The sequence below is a fragment of the Azospirillum rugosum genome (assembly GCF_017876155.1).
In the GTDB taxonomy this organism is placed as follows: domain Bacteria; phylum Pseudomonadota; class Alphaproteobacteria; order Azospirillales; family Azospirillaceae; genus Azospirillum; species Azospirillum rugosum.
Map to the genome: position 1 here is coordinate 20,305 of NZ_JAGINP010000018.1, position 19,343 is coordinate 39,647.

Annotated in this window: 15 protein-coding genes; all 15 read right to left on the bottom strand. The window is 68.6% G+C overall.

Translation table 11 applies throughout. The features are described from left to right. Positions 1-96: 96 nt before the first annotated feature. The 15 genes from J2851_RS22755 to J2851_RS22825 all read right to left on the bottom strand — a co-directional run bounded on the left by J2851_RS22755 (position 97) and on the right by J2851_RS22825 (position 19,259). A complete protein-coding gene (locus tag J2851_RS22755; protein ID WP_209769099.1) occupies positions 97-1,500 on the bottom strand; it encodes a dipeptidase in 1,404 nt (467 codons plus the stop codon). Between the two features lie 193 nt (positions 1,501-1,693). Next, positions 1,694-2,389, bottom strand: a complete 696-nt coding sequence (gene urtE, locus J2851_RS22760) for an urea ABC transporter ATP-binding subunit UrtE (RefSeq protein WP_209769101.1) — start codon at positions 2,387-2,389, stop codon at positions 1,694-1,696. A gap of 191 nt (positions 2,390-2,580) precedes the next feature. Continuing rightward, positions 2,581-3,327: an urea ABC transporter ATP-binding protein UrtD gene (urtD, locus tag J2851_RS22765; RefSeq protein WP_209769102.1), complete on the bottom strand. Its 747-nt coding sequence runs from the start codon at positions 3,325-3,327 to the stop codon at positions 2,581-2,583. Position 3,328: 1 nt separating this feature from the next. Beyond that, entirely contained in the window at positions 3,329-4,468 is a 1,140-nt protein-coding gene (gene urtC / locus J2851_RS22770) for an urea ABC transporter permease subunit UrtC (protein ID WP_209769105.1), read from the bottom strand. Positions 4,469-4,472: 4 nt separating this feature from the next. Further along, complete coding sequence (urtB, locus tag J2851_RS22775; protein ID WP_209769106.1) at positions 4,473-6,086, bottom strand: urea ABC transporter permease subunit UrtB; 1,614 nt, start codon at positions 6,084-6,086, stop codon at positions 4,473-4,475. Between the two features lie 193 nt (positions 6,087-6,279). Further along, positions 6,280-7,587 carry an urea ABC transporter substrate-binding protein gene (urtA, locus tag J2851_RS22780; protein ID WP_209769107.1) on the bottom strand — a complete coding sequence of 436 codons (1,308 nt, stop codon included), beginning with the start codon at positions 7,585-7,587 and terminating at the stop codon, positions 6,280-6,282. 212 nt (positions 7,588-7,799) lie between these two features. After that, entirely contained in the window at positions 7,800-8,663 is an 864-nt protein-coding gene (locus J2851_RS22785; RefSeq protein WP_209769108.1) for a sugar phosphate isomerase/epimerase family protein, read from the bottom strand. Between the two features lie 313 nt (positions 8,664-8,976). Further along, complete coding sequence (locus J2851_RS22790; protein WP_417281620.1) at positions 8,977-10,158, bottom strand: dihydrodipicolinate synthase family protein; 1,182 nt, start codon at positions 10,156-10,158, stop codon at positions 8,977-8,979. A 15-nt stretch (positions 10,159-10,173) separates the two neighbouring features. Continuing rightward, positions 10,174-11,325 carry a Gfo/Idh/MocA family protein gene (locus J2851_RS22795; protein ID WP_209769109.1) on the bottom strand — a complete coding sequence of 384 codons (1,152 nt, stop codon included), beginning with the start codon at positions 11,323-11,325 and terminating at the stop codon, positions 10,174-10,176. Then, the gene (locus tag J2851_RS22800) at positions 11,322-12,587 is read right to left on the bottom strand and encodes an enolase C-terminal domain-like protein (RefSeq protein WP_307420182.1); all 1,266 of its coding nucleotides are present in this window, start codon (positions 12,585-12,587) and stop codon (positions 11,322-11,324) included. Before J2851_RS22800 ends, J2851_RS22795 begins: the two co-directional genes overlap by 4 nt. Before the next feature lie 238 nt (positions 12,588-12,825). Next, complete coding sequence (locus J2851_RS22805) at positions 12,826-13,656, bottom strand: ABC transporter ATP-binding protein (RefSeq protein WP_209769110.1); 831 nt, start codon at positions 13,654-13,656, stop codon at positions 12,826-12,828. 155 nt (positions 13,657-13,811) lie between these two features. Then, positions 13,812-14,822, bottom strand: a complete 1,011-nt coding sequence (locus J2851_RS22810; protein ID WP_209769112.1) for an ABC transporter substrate-binding protein — start codon at positions 14,820-14,822, stop codon at positions 13,812-13,814. A gap of 48 nt (positions 14,823-14,870) precedes the next feature. After that, positions 14,871-15,719, bottom strand: a complete 849-nt coding sequence (locus J2851_RS22815; protein ID WP_246500860.1) for an ABC transporter permease — start codon at positions 15,717-15,719, stop codon at positions 14,871-14,873. Between the two features lie 261 nt (positions 15,720-15,980). Beyond that, on the bottom strand, positions 15,981-16,679 hold the full coding sequence (locus J2851_RS22820) for a TetR/AcrR family transcriptional regulator (protein ID WP_209769114.1): 699 nt from the start codon (positions 16,677-16,679) through the stop codon (positions 15,981-15,983). 234 nt (positions 16,680-16,913) lie between these two features. Next, positions 16,914-19,259 carry a caspase family protein gene (locus J2851_RS22825; protein ID WP_209769115.1) on the bottom strand — a complete coding sequence of 782 codons (2,346 nt, stop codon included), beginning with the start codon at positions 19,257-19,259 and terminating at the stop codon, positions 16,914-16,916. Between the last annotated feature and the right edge of the window lie 84 nt (positions 19,260-19,343).

Genomic DNA, 19,343 nt, shown 5'->3' on the forward strand with positions numbered 1-19,343 from the left:
CGTGCTGCCTGATTGATCAGCAAGCGCTCGGCACGTTCGAACAATCTCCGTGTCATCCGTGCTCAAATCCGCGAAATCCGTGAAGAATTGCAACCCTTACAACGCCGCGAACCGCGCCAGCATCGCCGCGTGGGAGCGGATGCCGTTGTGCAGGCACTTCACCTCGAACTTCTCGTTCGGTGAGTGGATGCGGTCATCCTCCAGCCCGAAGCCGACAAAAATGGAATCGAAGCCCAGCGCCTGCCGGATGTAGCCGCCGACCGGGATCGACCCGCCGCTGCCGACCAGCGCCGGCTTGTTGGCGTAGACGTCGCCCAGCCCCGCCATGGCGGCGCGCAGGTAGGGGCTGTCGGTCGGCACCTGGACGCCCGGCGAATGGCTGAACACCTTGAATTCCCAGCGGCCGTCGGCCGGCGTGCGCTCCTCCAGGAAAGCCTTGATGCCGGCCAGGATCTTCTCCGGGTCCTGCGCTGGCACCAGACGGCAGGACAGCTTGGCCGAGGCCTTGGCCGCGATCACCGTCTTGGAGCCCTCGCCGGTGTAGCCGCCCCAGATGCCGTTGAGGTCACAGGTCGGGCGCGACCACAGTCGCTCCAGCGCGCTGCGCCCGGCCTCGCCCACGGGCGTCTTCAGCCCGACGCCGGCCAGGAAGGCCGCCTCGTCGAAGCCCAGGTCGCGCCACATCGCCTTCTCCTCGTCCGTGGGCTCGGCCACGTCGTCGTAGAAGCCGGGGAAGCGGACGCGCCCCTGGTCGTCGTGGATCTGGCCCAGGATGCGGGTCAGCGCGTTGATCGGGTTCAGCACGGCGCCGCCGAACATGCCCGAATGCAGGTCGTGGCTCGGCCCGAACAGCGTCGCCTCGACGTAGAGCAGGCCGCGCAGCCGCGTGGTGATGGCAGGCGTCTCGATGTTCCAGCTGTTGGTGTCGGTGATGACGCAGACGTCGGCCTTCAGCTCCTCCGCGTTGGCCTTCAGGAAGGGCAGCAGGTTGGGGCTGCCGGTCTCCTCCTCGCCCTCCAGCAGGACGGTGGCGCGGATCGGCAGCGTGCCGTGCACGGCGTGCCAGGCGCGGAAGGCCTCGATGAAGGTCATCACCTGGCCCTTGTCGTCCACCGCACCGCGGGCGACGATGCGGCGGCCGTGCTCCGCCTCCACGATGGCCGGCTCGAAGGGTGGGCTGTTCCACAGCTCCAGCGGCTCCGCTGGCTGCACGTCGTAGTGGCCGTAATAGAGGACGTGCGGGACGTCCTTGCCGCCGCCGGGGCCCTGGTGGTGGGCGACGACCATCGGGTGGCCCGGCGTCTCGCGCACGGAGGCCTCGAAGCCCAGCGCCGTCAGCTCGCGCGCCAGCCAGTCCGCGGCGCGGCGCACGTCGCCCTTGTGGGCCGGGTTGGTGCTGACGCTGGGGATGCGCAGGAGGTCGCAGAGGCGGCCGACGGATTCTTCGAAGCTGCGGTCGACCTGTTCGAGGACGGGTTCGACGGAAAGGGCACGCGACATTCGGAACTGCCTTGGCAAAGAAAGACTGTCCCGATGGTAGCGCATCGCCGGCTATCGCCAAGGGCAACAATCGACAAGCCAGCCATCACAGAAGAAGCCATCCCCGCGGCGGCGGCGCTCCGGCTTCGCGTGGGAAGCACAGATCGCCAGGCCGGGCCGCTGCCGCCGCGAGGATACCGGGAGTGAAGGCGCGTCAGACGGTCAGGTACCGCCGAACCTCGCTCTCCACCAAGCCGTCGCGGCTGCCCGCCAGCATGACCTCGCCGCGCTCCATCACCGCCCAGTCGTCGGCCAGGTCGCGGGCGAACTCGAAATACTGCTCCACCAGCAGGATCGCCATGCCGCCCTTATCCCGCAGATAGGAGATGGCGCGTCCGATGTCCTTGATGATGGACGGCTGGATGCCCTCCGTCGGCTCGTCCAGCACCAGCAGCTTCGGCCGGGTCACCAGCGCCCGCCCGATGGCGAGCTGCTGCTGCTGCCCGCCCGACAGGTCGCCGCCGCGCCGGTCCAGCATGGACTTCAGCACCGGGAACAGCTCGAACACCTCGTCGGGGATGGAGCGGTCGGCGCGCTTCAGCGGCGCGTAGCCGGTCAGCAGGTTCTCCCGCACGGTCAGCAGCGGGAAGATCTCGCGCCCCTGCGGGACGTAGGCGATGCCGCGCCGGGCACGCTCGTAAGGCGCCAGCTTGGTGATGTCGCCGCCGTCCCACGTGATGGCGCCGCCGGACACCGGCTTCAGCCCGACGATGGCGCGCAGCAGCGAGGACTTGCCCACCCCGTTGCGGCCGAGCAGGCAGGTGACCTTGCCCACCTCGGCCGTCAGCGAGACCCCGCGCAACGCCTGCGCCGCACCGTAATGGAGATCGACCGAACGAACGTCGAGCATGCGCTTCGTGCCTCTTGTTTTCCCTCAACGCGTCGCGGGGCGGACGATTCACCACTAAGACACAAAGAACACTAAGAAGATCACAAAGACGATCAAAACCGGATCGGCCTTACCATCGGCCCGAATCCCTTAGTGAAATTCTTTGTGCCCTTTGTGTCTTAGTGGTGGAAACCCCTCACCGTCACGACACTTCACCGCCCCAGATACACGTCGATGACCTGCTGGTTCGCGCTCACCGCGTCCAGCGAGCCTTCGGCCAGCACCGAGCCCTCGTGCAGGACCGTCACCTTCACGCCCAGTTCGCGGACGAAGACCATGTCGTGCTCGACCACGATCACCGAATGCTTGCCGGCGATGTCCTTCAGCAGGCGGGCGGTCTGCTCCGTCTCCGCGTCGGTCATGCCGGCCACCGGCTCGTCCACCAGCAGCAGCTTCGGGTCCTGGGCCAGCAGCATGCCGATCTCCAGCCACTGCTTCTCGCCGTGGGACAGGCTGCCGGCTTGGCGCTCGCGCTTGGGCGACAGGCGGGTGATGTCCAGGATCTCCTCGATCCGCACGCGGTCGTCGCGGCTGACGGCGTAGGTCAGCGTCTTCAGCGGCCGGCGCGGCGCCTTCAGCGCCAGTTCCAGGTTGTCCCACACCGTGTGGTTCTCGAACACGGTCGGGCGCTGGAACTTGCGGCCGATGCCCAGGTTGGCGATCCCCGCCTCGCGCATCGCGGTCAGGTCGGTCTTGCCCTCGAACAGGATGGTGCCGGTGTCGGGCCGCGTCTTGCCGGTGATGACGTCCATCATGGTCGTCTTGCCGGCCCCGTTCGGGCCGATGATGGCGCGCATCTCGCCAGGCTCGATCAGCAGCGACAGGCTGTTCAGCGCGCGGAAGCCGTCGAAGCTGACCGACACGCCGTCCAGGTACAGCAGGGTGTCTTCGGCGCTCATGTCAAACCCCCTTCTGGTCGGCCGGCTTGGCGGCGACGGCACCGCGCGACGGCAGGCGCTGGCGCAGCTGCGCGGCGAGGCCCAGGATGCCCTTGGGCAGGAACAGCGTGACCAGCACGAACAGGCCGCCCAGCGCGAACAGCCACAGCTCCGGCAGGGCCGCGGTGAAGTAGCTCTTGCCGAAGTTCACCAGCACCGCGCCCAGGATGGCGCCGGCCAGCGTGCCGCGGCCGCCCACGGCGACCCAGATCACCGCCTCGATGCTGCTGGCGGGCGAGAATTCCGACGGGTTGATGATGCCGACCTGCGGCACGTAGAGGGCGCCCGCCACGCCGGCCATGCAGGCCGACAGCGTCCAGGCGAACAGCTTGTAACGCTCCGTCTCGTATCCCAGGAAGCGCACCCGGCTCTCCGCGTCGCGCACGGCAACCAGCACCTTGCCCAGTTTCGAGGCGACGATGCTGGAGGCCAGGACGTAGCCGATCGCCAGCGCCACCACCGTCGCCACGAACAGCCCGACGCGCGTCGAGGCGGCCTGGATGTCGAAGCCCAGGATCTCCTTGAAGTCGGTCAGGCCGTTGTTGCCGCCGAAGCCCATGTCGTTGCGGAAGAAGGCCAGCATCAGCGCGAAGGTCAGCGCCTGCGTGATGATCGACAGGTACACGCCCGTGACGCGGGAGCGGAAGGCGAACCAGCCGAAGGCGAAGGCCAAGGCACCCGGCACCAGCACCACCATGATCGCGGCGAACCAGAACTGGTCGAAGCCGTGCCAGTACCAAGGCAGCTCCTTCCAGTTCAGGAAGACCATGAAGTCCGGCAGGATCGGGTTGCCGTAGACGCCGCGCGGGCCGATCTGGCGCATCAGGTACATGCCCATGGCGTAGCCGCCCAACGTGAAGAAGGCGGCGTGCCCCAGCGACAGGATGCCGACGTAGCCCCACACGAGGTCGAGCGCCAGCGCCAGCAGCGCGAAGCACAGGTACTTGCCGAGCAGCGCCACCGTGTGGGTGGACAGGTGCCAGGCGGAGTCCGGGGCCGTGCCCAGCGCCATCACCGGCACCGCGACGGCCAGCAGGGCCAGGACCGCCAGAAGCACGCCGGCCTTCTTGTCGAGGCCCAGCAGAAGGAAACGGGTCAGCATCGGATCAGGCCTCCACCGCCCGGCCCTTCAGCGCGAACAGGCCGCGCGGACGCCTCTGGATGAACAGGATGATGAAGATCAGCACCAGGATCTTGCCCAGCACCGCGCCCGCGTAGGGCTCCAGGAACTTGTTGACCGAGCCGAGCGCCAGGGCGCCGACCAGCGTGCCCCACAGGTTGCCGACGCCGCCGAACACCACGACCATGAAGCTGTCGATGATGTAGCCCTGCCCCAGGTTCGGGCTGACGTTGTCGATCTGGCTCAGCGCCACGCCCGCCAGCCCGGCGATTCCGGAGCCGAGCCCGAAGGTCAGCGCGTCCACCCGCGCGGTGCGGATGCCCATGGCGCTGGCCATGTTGCGGTTCTGCGTGACCGCGCGGATGCTGAGGCCGAACCACGTCTTGCGCAGCGCCACCAGCAGTGCGGCGAAGACCAGGAAGGCGAACACCACGATCCACAGGCGCCCATAGGTGATGGTCAGCCCACCGACCTGAAAGGCGCCGGACATCCAGCTTGGCGCCCCCACCTCGCGGTTCGTCGGCCCGAAGAGGGAGCGCACCGCTTGCTGCAAGGCCAGCGACAAGCCCCAGGTGGCGAGCAGAGTCTCCAGCGGACGTCCGTAGAGCCAGCGGATCACGCTGCGCTCGATGACCACGCCGACCGCGCCGGAAACCAGGAAGGCGACGGGCAGCGCCACCAGGATGGACAGGTCGAACAGGCCGGGCGCCCAGGCCCGGAAGGCCTCCTGCACCAGGAAGGTCGCGTAGGCGCCGATCATCACCATCTCGCCGTGCGCCATGTTGATGACGCCCATGACGCCGAAGGTAACGGCGAGCCCGATGGCCGCCAGCAGCAGCACGGAGCCCAACGACAGCCCGTACCACAGATTCTGCGCCGCCCCCCACAGGGCCAGCCGGTTCTCCACCGCCGCGACGGCCTTCTCGGCCGCGGCCTTGACCGCGTCGCTGCCGCCACTCGCGGCGCCGTTCAGCAGGGCCAGCGCGTCCTGGTCGCCGCGGTCCTTCAACACCTCGATGGCGGCGAGCTTGTCGTCGTCCGGGGCGGAGGATCCCAGCAGCACGGAGGCGCGCGCCTGGGTCATGGCGCGCTTCACGCCCTCGTCCGTCTCCTTGGCCAGCGCCGCGTTCAGCGCGTCCAGCGCGTTCGCGTCGCGGCTCTTGAACACGGCCTCCGCCGCCTGCCAGCGCGTGCCGGCGTTGGGGCTCATCAGCGTGAGGGCGCCGAGCGCCGCGCTCATGGAGCGGCGCAGCGCGTTGTTGACCTTGATCTTCTCGACCGCGTTGCGGTCCGCCTCGCCGATCGGGGCGCCGGTGACCGGGTCGGTCAGCGCGTAGCCGTTGCCGGAGCGCTTGGCGACGACCACCGCGCCGTCGGGCTTGCGGACATGCAGGTCGCCGGCCTGCAACGCCTCGATCACCGGCACGGCGGCCGGGTCGCCCGTCTCGGCGAGCTTGGCGAGGGCCTTCTCGGTGTCGGCGTAACTCCCCGCGCCGAGCCCGCGGACCAGCGGTTCGAGGCGGGCATCCATTTCGGCGGCGTAGGCGGGAGCGGCCAGCGCCAGAAACGCGGCCAGCAGCCAGCAGAATGCGCGGTGCATGGAAGGTCCTTCGGAGTGTATGCGGGCGTGTCGCGTTGGGCCCCCCTCCCAGCCTCCCCCCACTTCGCGGGGGGAGGAGTTTGGCGCCGGAGCGGCGGCAGTCCCCTCCCCCGTCGAAGATGGGGGAGGGTTAGGGAGGGGGCCCAATGCTACGACCTACTCAGAACCCAAAGGGCTCAGAACCCAGGAGTCCTCACGACCCCTTGCCGCCGCACTTGCCGGTCTTCACGTTGAAGTTGCCGCAGGACATCGGCGCGCGCCAGTCGGAGATCAGGTCCTTGCTGTCCGCCAGATAGTCGGACCACTCGTCGCCGACCACGAGACCCGGGGTCTTGGACACGGTCTCGAACTGGCCGTTCTCCTGCACCTCGCCGATCAGGACCGGCTTGGTGATGTGGTGGTTCGGCAGCATGGCCGAATAGCCGCCGGTCAGGTTCGGCACGGCGACGCCGACCAGGCTGTCGATGACGGCGTTGCTGTCGGTGGTGCCGGCCTTCTCGACCGCCTTCACCCACATGTTGAAGCCGATGTAGTGCGCCTCCATCGGGTCGTTGGTGACGCGCTTGTCGTTCTTGGTGAAGGCCTTCCACTTCTTGATGAAGTCGGCGTTCTCCGGGGTGTCCACGGACTGGAAGTAGTTCCAGGCGGCGAGATGCCCGACCAGCGGCTTGGTGTCGATGCCGGCCAGCTCTTCCTCACCGACCGAGAAGGCGACGACCGGGATGTCCTGCGCCTTGATGCCCTGGTTGCCCAGTTCCTTGTAGAAGGGGACGTTGGCGTCGCCGTTGATGGTGGAAACGACGGCGGTCTTCTTGCCGGCGGAGCCGAACTTCTTGATGTCGGCGACGATGTTCTGCCAGTCGGAATGGCCGAACGGGGTGTAGTTGATCTTGATGTCCTCGTCCTTCACGCCCTTGGACTTGAGGTAGGCTTCGAGGATCTTGTTGGTCGTGCGCGGGTAGACGTAGTCGGTGCCGGCCAGCACCCAGCGCTTCACGCTTTCCTTTTCCAGCAGGTAGTCGACGGCCGGGATGGCCTGCTGGTTCGGGGCGGCGCCGGTGTAGAAGACGTTGCGGGAGGACTCCTCGCCCTCATACTGCACCGGGTAGAAGAGCAGGCCGTTCAGCTCCTCGAAAACCGGCAGAACCGACTTGCGGCTGACCGAGGTCCAGCAGCCGAACACGGCCGCGACCTTGTCCTTGGTGATTAGCTCGCGCGCCTTCTCGGCGAACAGCGGCCAGTTGGAGGCGGGATCGACGACGACCGGCTCCAGCTTCTTGCCGAGCACGCCGCCCTTCTTGTTCTGCTCTTCGATCAGCATCAGCATGACGTCCTTCAGGGTCGTCTCGCTGATCGCCATGGTGCCGGAGAGGGAATGCAGGATACCGACCTTGATGGTGTCCTGGGCCGACGCAGGCCCGGCGAAACCCGCCGCGAACCCGAGCGCGAGGCCCGCAGCCGCCACAAGGGAACGTCCCGTCTTAAGCCCCGACTTTAGCATTGTGAGTACCCCCCGTTCGTTGGACAGGCGCCCGCCTCAGGCGCCTCGGGGCACTCTTTCGCAAATGGGATGCCACACCGGGGGATGTTCCGAAAATCGTGCGATTCCAACAGGCCCGCCCGGGCGGCATCCGCATAAGCACTGTGCAACGTCATAGGACTTGCACGTATTTTAGGCTATTTCTGAAAAACGATCACATTTTAGGCATTGCGTCAGACCGCGGAGCGGTGACGCGCGATGCACGTGCGCAAAACCTCATCCATCGGCAGGCCCCACCAGCGGTTCGAGAAGATCTCGACCTCGGAGAAGCCGGCGAAACCGCACTCTTCCACCCAGCCGCGGATGCGCGGGATGTCGATCACGCCGTCGCCCATCATGCCGCGGTCGAGCAGCAGGTCGGTCGTGGGCACCAACCAGTCGCAAACGTGGAAGGCCAGCAGACGGTTCCGTCCGGCGCGGCGGATTTGCGCCTCCAGCTCCGGATCCCACCAGACGTGGTAGACGTCCACGGCGAGGCCCAGTGCGCCACTCCCCGCCGGGTCCAGCCGGTCGCAGAGGTCCAGCGCGTGGCGCATCGTGTTCACGCAGGCGCGGTCGGCGGCGTACATCGGGTGCAGCGGTTCGATGGCCAGCGGCAGGTTGGCGCCGCGGGCATACTCCAGCAGCTCCGCGATGCCGTCCTCCACCTGCGTCCGGGCCTGCGCGATGTCCTTCGTCTCCGGCGAGCCCGGCCGGGAATATTGCGGCAGCCCGCCGACCACCAGCACTAGGCACGGCGCGCCCAGCGCCACCGCCTCGTCCACAGCGCGGCGGTTGTCGTCGCGGGCCTCCCCCCGCTGGTCCGGGCCGGCCGGGAACATGCCGCCGCGGCAATAGCCGGACAGGGCGAGGTCGTTCTCCCGCACCGCCCGCACCGCCCGCTCCAGCCCCACCGCGGCCACCTGGTCGCGCCAGGGCGACACGCCGCGGATGCCGTGGCGCGCGCAGGCCTCCGCGATCTGCACGAGGTCGCCCTGCTTGCGCACTGTGGCGGTGTTGATCGACAGCCAGCGATGATCGCCGGAAAAGTCGCGCATGATCGTGTATCTCCCCGGAAATCCTGTTCCCTCTCCCCTCCGCTCTCGCGCAAACGAAGTTTGCGCTGACGCGGCAGGCGAACCTTTGGTTCGCCGAGAGCGGGGAGAGGGTTAGGGTGAGGGGGCACTCCCTCTCCCCCCTGGGGAGAGGGCCGGGGTGAGGGGGTTGCGCGCGTGCCGGACATTCGGCAATAGCGCAGCCCCCTCACCCGGCGCCTGACGGCGCCACCCTCTCCCCAGAGGGGCGAGGGTTTCCCCCTCACCCGGCCCTTCGGGCCACCCTCTCCCCAGGGGGGAGAGGGAAAAGCGCGGCTCACACCGCCTCCACACCCCTGACCGCCATCACGTCCGCCATGCGCCACACCGCCCGCTCCGGGTCGGTCAGCAGCCCGGCCTGGTCGGCCAGCCGGAAGATGTCCGCCAGATGCAGGGTGGAGCGTGCGCTCTCCTGCCCGCCGATCATGGTGAAGTGGTCCTGGTGGCCGTTCAGGTAGGCCATGAACACGACGCCCGTCTTGTAGAAGCGGGTCGGCGCCTTGAAGATGTGGCGGGACAGCGGGACGGTCGGCGCCAGGATCTCGTGGAAGGTGCCTTCGTTCCCCGCCGCCAGTTCGGCGAGCGCCGCCGCCGCCGCCGGGGCGATGGCGTCGAAGATGCCGAGAAGGGCGTGGGAGTGGCCCTGCTCGTCGCCGGCGATCAGCTCCGCGTAGTTGAAGTCGTCGCCGGTGTACATGCGCACGCTCGGGTCCAGCCGGCGGCGCATGACGATCTCCTTCTCCTTGTCGAGGAGGGAAATCTTCACCCCGTCCACCTTGGACGCGAAGTCGTTGATGATCCCCACCGCCGTGTCCAGCGCCACGGGGAAGTCGTTGGTCCCCCAGTAGCCGGCCAGCGCCGGGTCGAACATGTCGCCCAGCCAGTGGATGATCACCGGGTTGCGCACCTGGGACAGGATGCGGCTGTAGACGCGGACATAGTCCTCCGGCCCCGTCGCCACGCGGGCCAGCGCGCGGGACGCCATCAGGATCACCCGCCCGCCGAGATCCTCGACGGCCGCGACCTGCGTCTCATAGGCGCGGATCACGTCGTCGACGCTGCGCGCGTCCTCCGGCGCCAGATGGTCGGTGCCGGCGCCGCAGGCGATGAGAGCGCCACCGCGCTCCTTCGCCGCCGACAGCGACCGCCGGATCAGCTCCAGGGAGGCGTTCCAGTCCAGCCCCATACCGCGCTGGGCGGTGTCCATCGCCTCGGCCACGCCGAAGCCCAGGTCCCACAGATGCTCGCGGAAGGCAATGGTGCGCTCCCAGTCGATGGCCGGGGTCAGCCACGGGTCGTTGTCGGCCAGCGGGTCGGCCACCATGTGGGCGGCGGCGTAGGCCACGCGGTTCAACGGCCGGTCGGTGCGCGCGGGGAACCCCCGCGCGGGCGCCAGCGTGTAGGTCTCCAGCGAGCGGTCGGCCCGCGGCAGCTTGATGGTGTGCGCCATGGATGCCATGGATGAAGTCTCCCGTCAGGCCGTCAGCGACGGAACGTCGACCCAGCGGCGCTCCTTCCAGCTCTTCAGCGCGGCCTCGACCAGCTGCACGCCCTTGGCGCCTTCGATCAGGCCGTGGTTGAAGGGCGCGTCCTCCACCACATGGCGGATGAAGGACTCCCACTGGGTCTTGAAGCCGTTGTCGACCGGCTGGTTGTCGGGCACCGGCTGCCAGGTGCTGTAGAAGTCGATGGTCTGCTTCTGGTCCGGGTTCCACACCGGGCGCGGCGTGCCCTGGCGCGGTTGGATCACGCAGTCGGTCAGGCCGGCCACCGCCGAGCCCAGCGTCCCGTCCACCTGGAAGGTGACGAGGTCGTCGCGGTAGACGCGCGTCGCCCAGGAGGAGTTGATGTGGGCGATGACGCCGCCCTCAAGCTCGAAGGTCGCGTAGGCGGCGTCGTCGGCGGTCGCCTCGTAGCGCTTGCCCTGCTCGTCCCAGCGCTCCGGGATGTGGGTGGCGCCGAGGCAGGAGACGCTCTTCACTTGGCCGAACAGGTTGTCGAGCACGTAGCGCCAGTGGCAGACCATGTCGAGGATGATGCCGCCGCCGTCCTCCTCCCGGTAGTTCCAGGAGGGGCGCTGCGCCGTCTGCCAGTCGCCCTCGAACACCCAATAGCCGAACTCGCCGCGCACCGAGAGGATCTTCCCGAAGAAGCCGCTGTCGCGCAGCATCTTCAGCTTCTGCAGGCCGGGCAGGAACAGCTTGTCCTGCACGGTGCCGTTCTTCACTCCGGCCTGCTCGGCCAGCTTAACCACGCGCAGCGCCTCTTCCAGGTTGGTGGCGATGGGCTTCTCGCAATAGACGTGCTTGCCGGCGCGGATCGCCATCTCCAGCAGCGTCGGGCGCATCTGGGTGGTGCCGGCGTCGAAGAAGATGGTGTCGTCCGGGTTCGCCAGCGCCGCTTCCAGGTTGTCGGTCCAGCGCTCCACCCCGTGGCGCTGGGCAAGCTCGCGGATCTTCTCCGCGTTGCGGCCGACCAGGATGGGGTCCGGCATGACGCGGGAGCCGTCGGACAGCGTGACGCCGCCCTGCGCCCGGATGGCCAGGATCGACCGGATGAGGTGCTGGTTCATCCCCATGCGGCCGGTCACGCCGTGCATGATGATCCCGAGGCGCTTGGTGCTCATGGTGCGAACTCCCTGAAACTCTCTGGTTCTTTTAGTGGTGACAGCCGGTCCCACGCCGGCTGCGCCGCGCTGGCGAAGCCGGGGACGGCCAGGGTCGCGGTCGGCAGGCTCCCGCCCGCCGTGGCGAGGCGAACCGTGCCGCCCTCACCCGTGTAGAAGCCGGGGTGCGCCTTGAGGAAATCCTCGGCCTCCGGCGCCCCATCAAAGCCGTTCCCGTACTGGTGCCCGTTGCGCTCCGCGTGGCCGATGCCGAGCAGGGCGACCAGCGCGGTGTCCTGCTGCACGGCAAGCCCCGCCTGGCAGGTCAGGTCCTCCGCCGAGATGAAGTGCGGCGCACCCCAGGCGGCGCAGCGCGCACGGTTCAGCAGGGCCTTGTAGAGCCCCTTGCAGGACTTGGACGAGACACCCCGGTAGCCGACCTCCCGAGCCCTTGGAAAAGCGTCGTAGCCGTCGTCGCTCTCGTCGATGATCAGCGGCACACGCTTGGCAAGGCACCCCAACGGTTCACCCAGGGCCCGCTCCCGCGCGATCGGCTGCTCGACATAGAGCAGGTGCTGGCGGAAGACCGCCAACGCCGGATCGCGCTCCATGGCCTCCATCAGGCCGGCCAACGCCGCGGCGTCCGGATACTGCTCGTTGCCGTCCAGCGTGGCGCGGTAGCCCTCTGCCGCCGTGTCCAGGACGCGGGCGATGGCCTTCAGCCGCTCCACATCGGCGGCGACATCGCCGCCCAGCTTGATCTTGAAGCGGCTCAGCCGCTCCCGCTCCAGCAGGCCGCGCAGATCCTCCGGATCGTCCAGCAGCCCCACCGTGTGGCGGATCGCCACCGCGCCGAGCGGCCTCAGCCCGCCGAGGAACCCGTCCAGGTCGAAGCCGGCGAGGTCCGGCGTCAGCCGCGCGTCGAGCCCGGCGACGTTCGCCGCCATGCCCGTGAAAAAGTCCGTCCCCAGCGCCCGCAGCAGCCCGTCCAGCACCGCCTTGTCGATCAGCGCCGGCCCGTAGGCGGCGGTCAGGTCCGGCAGTCCCGCCGCGCGGCAGGCCTTCACCTGCGCGCCGTAGGCCGCCGCGTGGTGCCCGAAGGCGCTGTCCAGCCGGTCTTCGGCCCGATAGGCGTCCCGCGCGCTGCGCAGCGACCGCCGCAATCCGTCCACCGTCTCGGCCGGAGACCGGGAAGGGTTCTTGTCGAACCACTTCGGCATCATCATCTCGGCCGTACCGCCCCAAGCCTCGCCGACGCCCTCCACATCGACCAGAGCGCGCACAAAGGCCTGCGGGGCCGCCTCCACAGTCACCGCGCCGAAGCGGAAAGGCTTCGTGAACGGGACGGGGCGTTCGTAGAGGTCTATGGCGCGGATGCGGAGACGGGGTGCGGTGCCCCCTCCCGCCCGCTCCCGCGGGCACCCTCCCCCGCTTCGCGGGAGAGGGACGGGATCCCCTCCACCGCGAAGCGGGGGAGGGCTAGGGAGGGGGCCGCGTGGCGAGGTCATGATCGCGTCCGCCTCAGTCCAAATGCCCCTGCGCGTTGAAATGCGCGCGGATCCTCTGGGTCAGTTCGATGAAGACCGGGTGGCCCATGACGTCCAGCGTCCGCGGGCGCGGCAGCGGGACCTCGTAGGTCGCGGCGATGGTGCCCGGACGCTCCGACATCACCATCACGCGGTCGGCCAGGAACACCGCCTCGGGGATGGAGTGGGTGATCAGCATCACGGTCTTGCCGGTCTCGTGCTGGATGCGCTGCAGCTCCACGTTCATGCGCTCCCGCGTCATGGCGTCGAGCGCGCCGAAGGGCTCGTCCATCAGCAGGATCTTCGGGTCGTGGACCAGCGCCCGGCACAGCGAGGCGCGCTGCTGCATGCCGCCGGACAGCTGCCAGGGGTACTTGTTCTCGAACCCCTCCAGCCCGGTCATGCGGATCAGGGCGCGGGCGCGCTCCAGGTACTTGTCGCGCGGCAGCCGGCGGACCTCCACCGGCATCATGATGTTGCGCAGGACCGACCGCCAGGCCAGCAGCACCGGGCTCTGGAACACGATGCCCACGTCGTCGTGCGGCTCGGCCACCGTGGTGCCTTCGATGCGGATCGCGCCGGAGGTCACCGGCAGCAGGCCGGCGACCATCTTCAGCAGCGTGGACTTGCCGCAGCCCGACGGGCCGACCACCACCAGGAACTCCCCGTCCCGCACGTCGAAGGTGATGGGACGCAGGGACGGCACCTCCCCATCGCGGCTGCGGTAGGTCTTCGTCACGCCGTCGATCTGGATCAGGGTCTTCTGCGACAGGCGGGCGGTTTCCGCCTCGGCCGACCCGACAACTTTCAAATGAGGCTGTGCCATCCCTGCCCTCCCGGATTCTTTCTAGCCCCACTCCCCTTGTGGGAGAGGGGTTGGGGTGAGGGGTAAACGTCGGCGCGGAAACACCTTTCCGGCCTTCGGCCGCCCCCTCATCCCAACCCTTCTCCCACACAGGGGAGAAGGTCTTTGCGGCCGCGTTACTGGCTGCTGCCGCTGGTCGCCGCCGGGTCCGCCGGCAGGAAGTCGCGGGTGTAGAAGGCCTTCGGGTCCTTCTTGGCCGACGCGTCCACGCCGCCGTATTCGACCAGCATGGTGACGCTGTCGGCCATGTTGGCGTCGCTGACGCGGAAGGGCCGCATGTTCTTCGTCTCCGCGGTGCGGTACAGCGGCGTGGTCAGTTCGAAGCCTTCCAGCAGCGTCGCTTCCTGCCCGGCCTTGGGGTTCGCCTTCAGAATCGCGCCCACGGCCTCGCGCGGCGCCTTCTCCGCCCCCTCCACCGCCTTGGTGGTGGCGGCCATGAAGCGCTTCACGAGGTCCGGGTTGTCCTTCAACGTGTCCTTGTTGGCGATGATGCCGCTGGAAACCATGTTGACGCCGTAGTCGGAGAAGCGGATCGGCGTCACCGACTTGCCGGTGGCGTCCTTGATCTTCATGCTCTGGTCCATGACGTAGCCGAGCAGCAGGTCGGCCTGCCCGTTGATCACGGCGTTCAGCTTGGTCTGGGCGTCGCCCGACACGACGCGGAAATCGCTCTCCTTCAGGCCGGCCTTCTTCAGGAACAGCGGCCAGATCTGGGACATGCTGTCGCCCGGCGTCATGGCGACGGTCTTGCCCTTGATGTCCTCGGCCTTGGTGATGTTCTTCTCAGCAAAGCCCATGGCCGACATCGGGTTGACCTGGAGCAGAACGCCGGGGGAGATCACCGGCGCGCCCTTCACGGCCGCCTTGATCATGGTCGGCACGTCGACGTAGCCGAAGGTCACCGTCTTCGCGGCCACGGCCTGCGTCGTCACGGCGGACCCGCGGCCTTCCTGGATCTCCAGGTCGATGCCCTCGGCCTCGTACAGGCCCTTGTCCTTGCCGTAATAGAAGGGCGCGTGCTCGCCGTAGACGTACCAGTTCAGCATCAGCACGACCTTGTCACCGGCCTGGGCCGGCAAGGTCGTGGCGGTAAGCGCGCAGAGCGCCGCGAAGAGCGTCTTCCTCATCTCGTTTCCTCCCGTTGGATGCCCGGCCGGTTGTTTTCTTGTTGGCCGTTACGAAGTCGCGTTGAAGGTGTGGCGGTGGCTGGCGTGCCAGGGGATGACCAGCCGCTCGATGACGTCGATGATCCAGAAAAGCACCACCCCGATCAGCGCCAGCACCACCAGGGCGGCGAACATCAGGGGAAGCTCGAAATTGCCGATGGACCGCTGCAGCACGAAGCCGATGCCGGAGTTGGCGCCCACGAACTCGCCGACCACCGCGCCGACAACGGCCAGCGTGATCGACACCTTCAGGCCGGCGAAGATGGCCGGCATGGCGTGCGGTAGGCGGACCATCGTGAAGGTCTGGAGGCGCGAGGCCTTCATGGACTTCGCGAGATCCATCATGTCGGTGTCGACCGACTTGAACCCCTGCACCGCCGACACGACGATCGGGAAGAAGGCCAGCAGGAAGGCGGCGATCACCTTCGGCAGCAGCCCGAAACCGAACCACACCACGAACAGCGGCGCGATCGCCACCTTGGGGATCGACTGCGAGAAGACCAGCAGCGGGTAGACGTAGGCCTCCACCGTCCGCGACCCGGCGATCAGCATGGCGACCGGGATGCCGAACAGCACCGACAGCGCGAAGCCGCCCAGCGTCGCCAGCGTCGTCGGGACCGAGGCCGCGAGCAGCTGGTCCCAATCGGACATCAGCGCCAGCGCCACGTCGCCCGGCTTCGGGATCAGGTAGGCGGGGATCGCGAAGACCCGCACGGAGACGTCCCACAGGACCGTCAGGATCACCAGCAGCAGAACCGGCCGGAACCAGCCGGAGTTGGCGAGGCGCACCAGGAAGTTCAGCGGAGTGCCGGATCCGTCACCCGATCCCTTGGCGCGAGCCGCAATGCCGAATGCCATCGTCCTTCCTCCCGCCGGTCGGGCTGGGCGCGGTGGATGCGCTCTTTTAACCGGCTGGTTAAAAGTACGTCCGGGCGTGGCCGTGGGTCAACTACGCCAAAGGGGGTGGCGGATAATACGTTCGGCAAGCATTTGCATGTGGAAGCTTCGTAGGGCGCCGTAGGTTGGGTGGAGGCGCAGCCGCAACCCAACACCGCCGGCATGGCGACCATGTTGGGTTCCGCCTTCGGCTCCACCCAACCTACGAAAAACAAAGGGTTTTCAGGCGCGCAGCGAGGACAGGACCAGTTCGACCATGTGGGTCAGGCGGGCGGTCTTCTCGTTCTCGGCCAGCAGGTCGCGGCCGAAGATGACGGACAGCGTGTGCACGTTCGACAGGTAGAAGTAGGCCAGCCCGGCGATGGAGATGTAGAGCTGCACCGGGTCCACGCCGGGCCGGAACACGCCAGTGGCGACGCCGCGCTTCAGCACGTCGGCGATCATCTGCACGAAGGGGGAGTGCATGGCGTGCACCTTCTCCGACGTCTTCAGCAGCTCCGCCCGGTGCAGGTTCTCGATGTTCAGCAGCGCCATGAACTCGGGATTGTCGAGGAAATACTGCCAGGTGAACTGGATCAGCCGCGCGATGGCCTCCGGCGGGGTCAGCGTCTCCAGGCTCAGCGTCCGCTCGGCGACGCGGATGTGCTCGTAGGCGCCCTCCAGAACGGCGAGGTACAGGCCTTCCTTGTTGCCGACGTGGTAGTAGAGCATCCGCTTGTTGGTGCCGGCGACCTCGGCGATGCGCTCCACGCGGGCGCCGCCCAGGCCATAGCGCGCGAACTCCTCGGTCGCGGCGGCCAGGATGCGGGCGCGCGTCCCCTCCGGATCGCGCGTGACCTTCGGCGCGTCTGTGTCTCCGGCGGTCTTCCCGGGGCGGGGCTTGCGCGGCCTCGTCTTCTTCGGGTCGATCAGCGTCTCCATTCCCTCCCGTCCTCAGGCAAGGTCAACGGCACGAATCATTCAACACAAAGGCACAAAGAACACAAAGAGTTTCACAAAGAGCGCCCGCATGACCGGCCCTTTCCGGACCGCCGACGCTCCTTTGTGCCCATCTTCGTGGTCTTTGTGCCTTTGTGGTGAAAATCCCGACCACCAAAATTCCGTATGGCGAAAACCCTGCGCCCCCCGGTCAGTCGTCCCGATTCATCACCGCGATCACTCGCTCAGCAGCGTCGCGCCCCGCCAGATGCCCGGCCGCAGCGCGCCGCCGTCCATGATCGCAGCACCCGGCCCGTCCTGGATGCCGCCGCGGAAGACGCCGACATGCCGGGCGCCGCCGCGCATGACCAGTTCGCCGTTGCCGTTCGGCAGGCGGTCGACCACCACGCCGTCGTAGCGGTCGCCGTTGGTGAAGACCAGCTCGCCGTGGCCGTCGACGCGGCCCGCCTTGATCTCGCCGGCGTAGGAGTCGCCGTTGGCGAAGTGGTAGACGCCCGGCCCGTTCGGCACGCCGTTGCTGAAGGTGCCCTCGTAGCGGTCGCCGGAGGTGAAGGTCATCACGCCGACGCCGGACATCTGGTCGCCCTTCCACTCGCCCTCGTAGACCTGCCCGTTGGCGAAGCGGTAGATGCCGACGCCGTCCTTGCTCACCGTGCCGCTCAGCCCGAAGCCTCCGCTGCCCCGCCCCCAGGCGCCCTCGTAGACGTCGCCGTTGGGGAACTTGTAGACCGACGCGCCGCCGGACCCGCTGCGCCCCTGCTGCGCCGCCTGGCGGGCGGAGGCCTGGACCTGGCGCGCCCGGTTCTCCGCCGCGCGGCCGGCGTTGGCGGCGCTCGCCGCGCGGGACGCGGCACTCCGTCCGGCCTCCACCGCCTGGCGGTAGGGGGGCGCCAGACCGGCCGCCACCGGCTCGCGCGAGCCCGCCGAGCGGCCGGCCGGCTCGCTGGGCAGCGCCGCGATCTCGGTCGAGCCGGTCGTCCCGGCGAGCGAGCCGGCCAGCGGATCGACGTCGCCGCGCGTCACCGCCGGCGCCGGAGACGCGTTGGGCGCCAGGGACACCGGGCGCCCCGCCCCCGGTCCATCCGCCGCCGAAGCGCTCGCCCCGGGCACGTCGCCGACGCGGCCGGACAGGGTGCCGGTGGACACGTAGCCCTCGTTCCCGAAGCGGTCGCGCACCAGAGCCCAATTGGAGTCCGGCACCGATTCGACCAGCGTGACCAGCTGCCCCTGCTCCAGGTCGCGCACGCTCCGCGCGCCGAGCGTCGGGCGGGCGAACATGTTGGACTCGCGCAGCACCGCGTAGATGCCCGGCGCCGGCCCGGAGGCCGCCGGCGGGTTGCCCTGCGGCTGGCCCCCTTGCGGCGGCATCGCCGCGGAGGCGACGGGAGTCTCCGCCTTCGCCTTGTCCTCGGGCTTGGCGAGATTGGCGGCGTAGGCGTAGCCGGTCTTGCCCTCATGCTCGACGCGCAGCCAGCCGCCGTTCTTCTTCGGGCGTCCGGTGATCTTCACCTCGGCGTCGTGCCGCAGGCCGCCGATCACCGCCGCCTTGTTGTCGGGGCCGGCGCGCAGCTTGGTGTCGCGGGTCACGACGCGCGTCTCGTCGAGCGGGTCCACCTCGATCTCCGCGACGACGGGCATCGGGGCCGGCATCGGCGTCGGCACCACCGCCGGCTTGTCCTCCGGCTTCGGCTCGGGCCTGGCGGGAGCCGGCAGCGCGGCGACGGCCGGCCCGGTCTTCGGGGTGCCCGGCACCAGCACGAGGCCGCCGTTGAGCTGGTCCTGCAGCCAGGGGTGCTGCTCACCGCGGGTCTTGCCGACCACGGTCCGCGCAACCTCGCCCAGCGCGTCGAGCAGGCCGACGCCCGGCTTCACCATCTCCTGCGCCAGCGAGGCCGTGAAGACGCTCGGCCCGTTCCCGGACAGCGCAGCCGGCGGCGTCCCCGGCCGGTGGGAGTAGACGACGAACAGGTTGTCGAAGGCCGACGGCGCGGTCAGCACCGGCTTCACCGACCGCCCGGAGTCACCCATGGAGGACGCCAGCGTCTCGGCCAGCGGATGGCTGGGCACGGGATCGAACACCGCGACCGCCTTGCGCCCGCCGCGCTGGATTTCCTTCAGCACGTAGTCGAGTTCGATGGTGTCGAAGATGACGTCGTATTCGGAGGCGAGCTTGGCGTCGACCGGGACCAGGAAGCTCTTCGCCGACAGGCTCAGCGCCACGCCGGAATAGTAGAAGAAGCCCAGGTCGCCCTCGCTCAGCGCGTCCTGGAAGCGGCTGATCGCCGCCACCATCCCGCGGTGGTCCAGGTTGTCGGCGACCGTGACGGCGAAGCCGGCGCGCTTCAGCGCGTCGGCCATGGTCGAGGCGTTGGCCGCCACCCCGGCCGCGGTCCCGCCGTTGTGGTACTGCGCGTTGCCGACGACCAGCGCCACGCGCTTGTCCTGCGCGGCGGCGGCACCGGCCGACAGCAGGATCAGGACGACGCCCAAGACGACCTTGCCCAGGGCGACGTTCCGGCAAAGGGCGTTACGACACCAGCGCACCACGGTCATGTCCTCCATCAGACGAACTATGCAGCTAACCCCTTCAGATAAGCCGCCAGCACAAAAGCTGTAAAGACACTTACCGAATTGGCTGCTGTCATA

Bases quoted from the DNA above. Each gene is read 5' to 3' on its own strand.
- J2851_RS22755 (WP_209769099.1), bottom strand. From the start codon at position 1,500: ATGTCGCGTGCCCTTTCCGTCGAACCCGTCCTCGAACAGGTCGACCGC.
- urtE (WP_209769101.1), bottom strand. From the start codon at position 2,389: ATGCTCGACGTTCGTTCGGTCGATCTCCATTACGGTGCGGCGCAGGCG.
- urtD (WP_209769102.1), bottom strand. From the start codon at position 3,327: ATGAGCGCCGAAGACACCCTGCTGTACCTGGACGGCGTGTCGGTCAGC.
- urtC (WP_209769105.1), bottom strand. From the start codon at position 4,468: ATGCTGACCCGTTTCCTTCTGCTGGGCCTCGACAAGAAGGCCGGCGTG.
- urtB (WP_209769106.1), bottom strand. From the start codon at position 6,086: ATGCACCGCGCATTCTGCTGGCTGCTGGCCGCGTTTCTGGCGCTGGCC.
- urtA (WP_209769107.1), bottom strand. From the start codon at position 7,587: ATGCTAAAGTCGGGGCTTAAGACGGGACGTTCCCTTGTGGCGGCTGCG.
- J2851_RS22785 (WP_209769108.1), bottom strand. From the start codon at position 8,663: ATGCGCGACTTTTCCGGCGATCATCGCTGGCTGTCGATCAACACCGCC.
- J2851_RS22790 (WP_417281620.1), bottom strand. From the start codon at position 10,158: ATGGCATCCATGGCGCACACCATCAAGCTGCCGCGGGCCGACCGCTCG.
- J2851_RS22795 (WP_209769109.1), bottom strand. From the start codon at position 11,325: ATGAGCACCAAGCGCCTCGGGATCATCATGCACGGCGTGACCGGCCGC.
- J2851_RS22805 (WP_209769110.1), bottom strand. From the start codon at position 13,656: ATGGCACAGCCTCATTTGAAAGTTGTCGGGTCGGCCGAGGCGGAAACC.
- J2851_RS22810 (WP_209769112.1), bottom strand. From the start codon at position 14,822: ATGAGGAAGACGCTCTTCGCGGCGCTCTGCGCGCTTACCGCCACGACC.
- J2851_RS22815 (WP_246500860.1), bottom strand. From the start codon at position 15,719: ATGGCATTCGGCATTGCGGCTCGCGCCAAGGGATCGGGTGACGGATCC.
- J2851_RS22820 (WP_209769114.1), bottom strand. From the start codon at position 16,679: ATGGAGACGCTGATCGACCCGAAGAAGACGAGGCCGCGCAAGCCCCGC.
- J2851_RS22825 (WP_209769115.1), bottom strand. From the start codon at position 19,259: ATGGAGGACATGACCGTGGTGCGCTGGTGTCGTAACGCCCTTTGCCGG.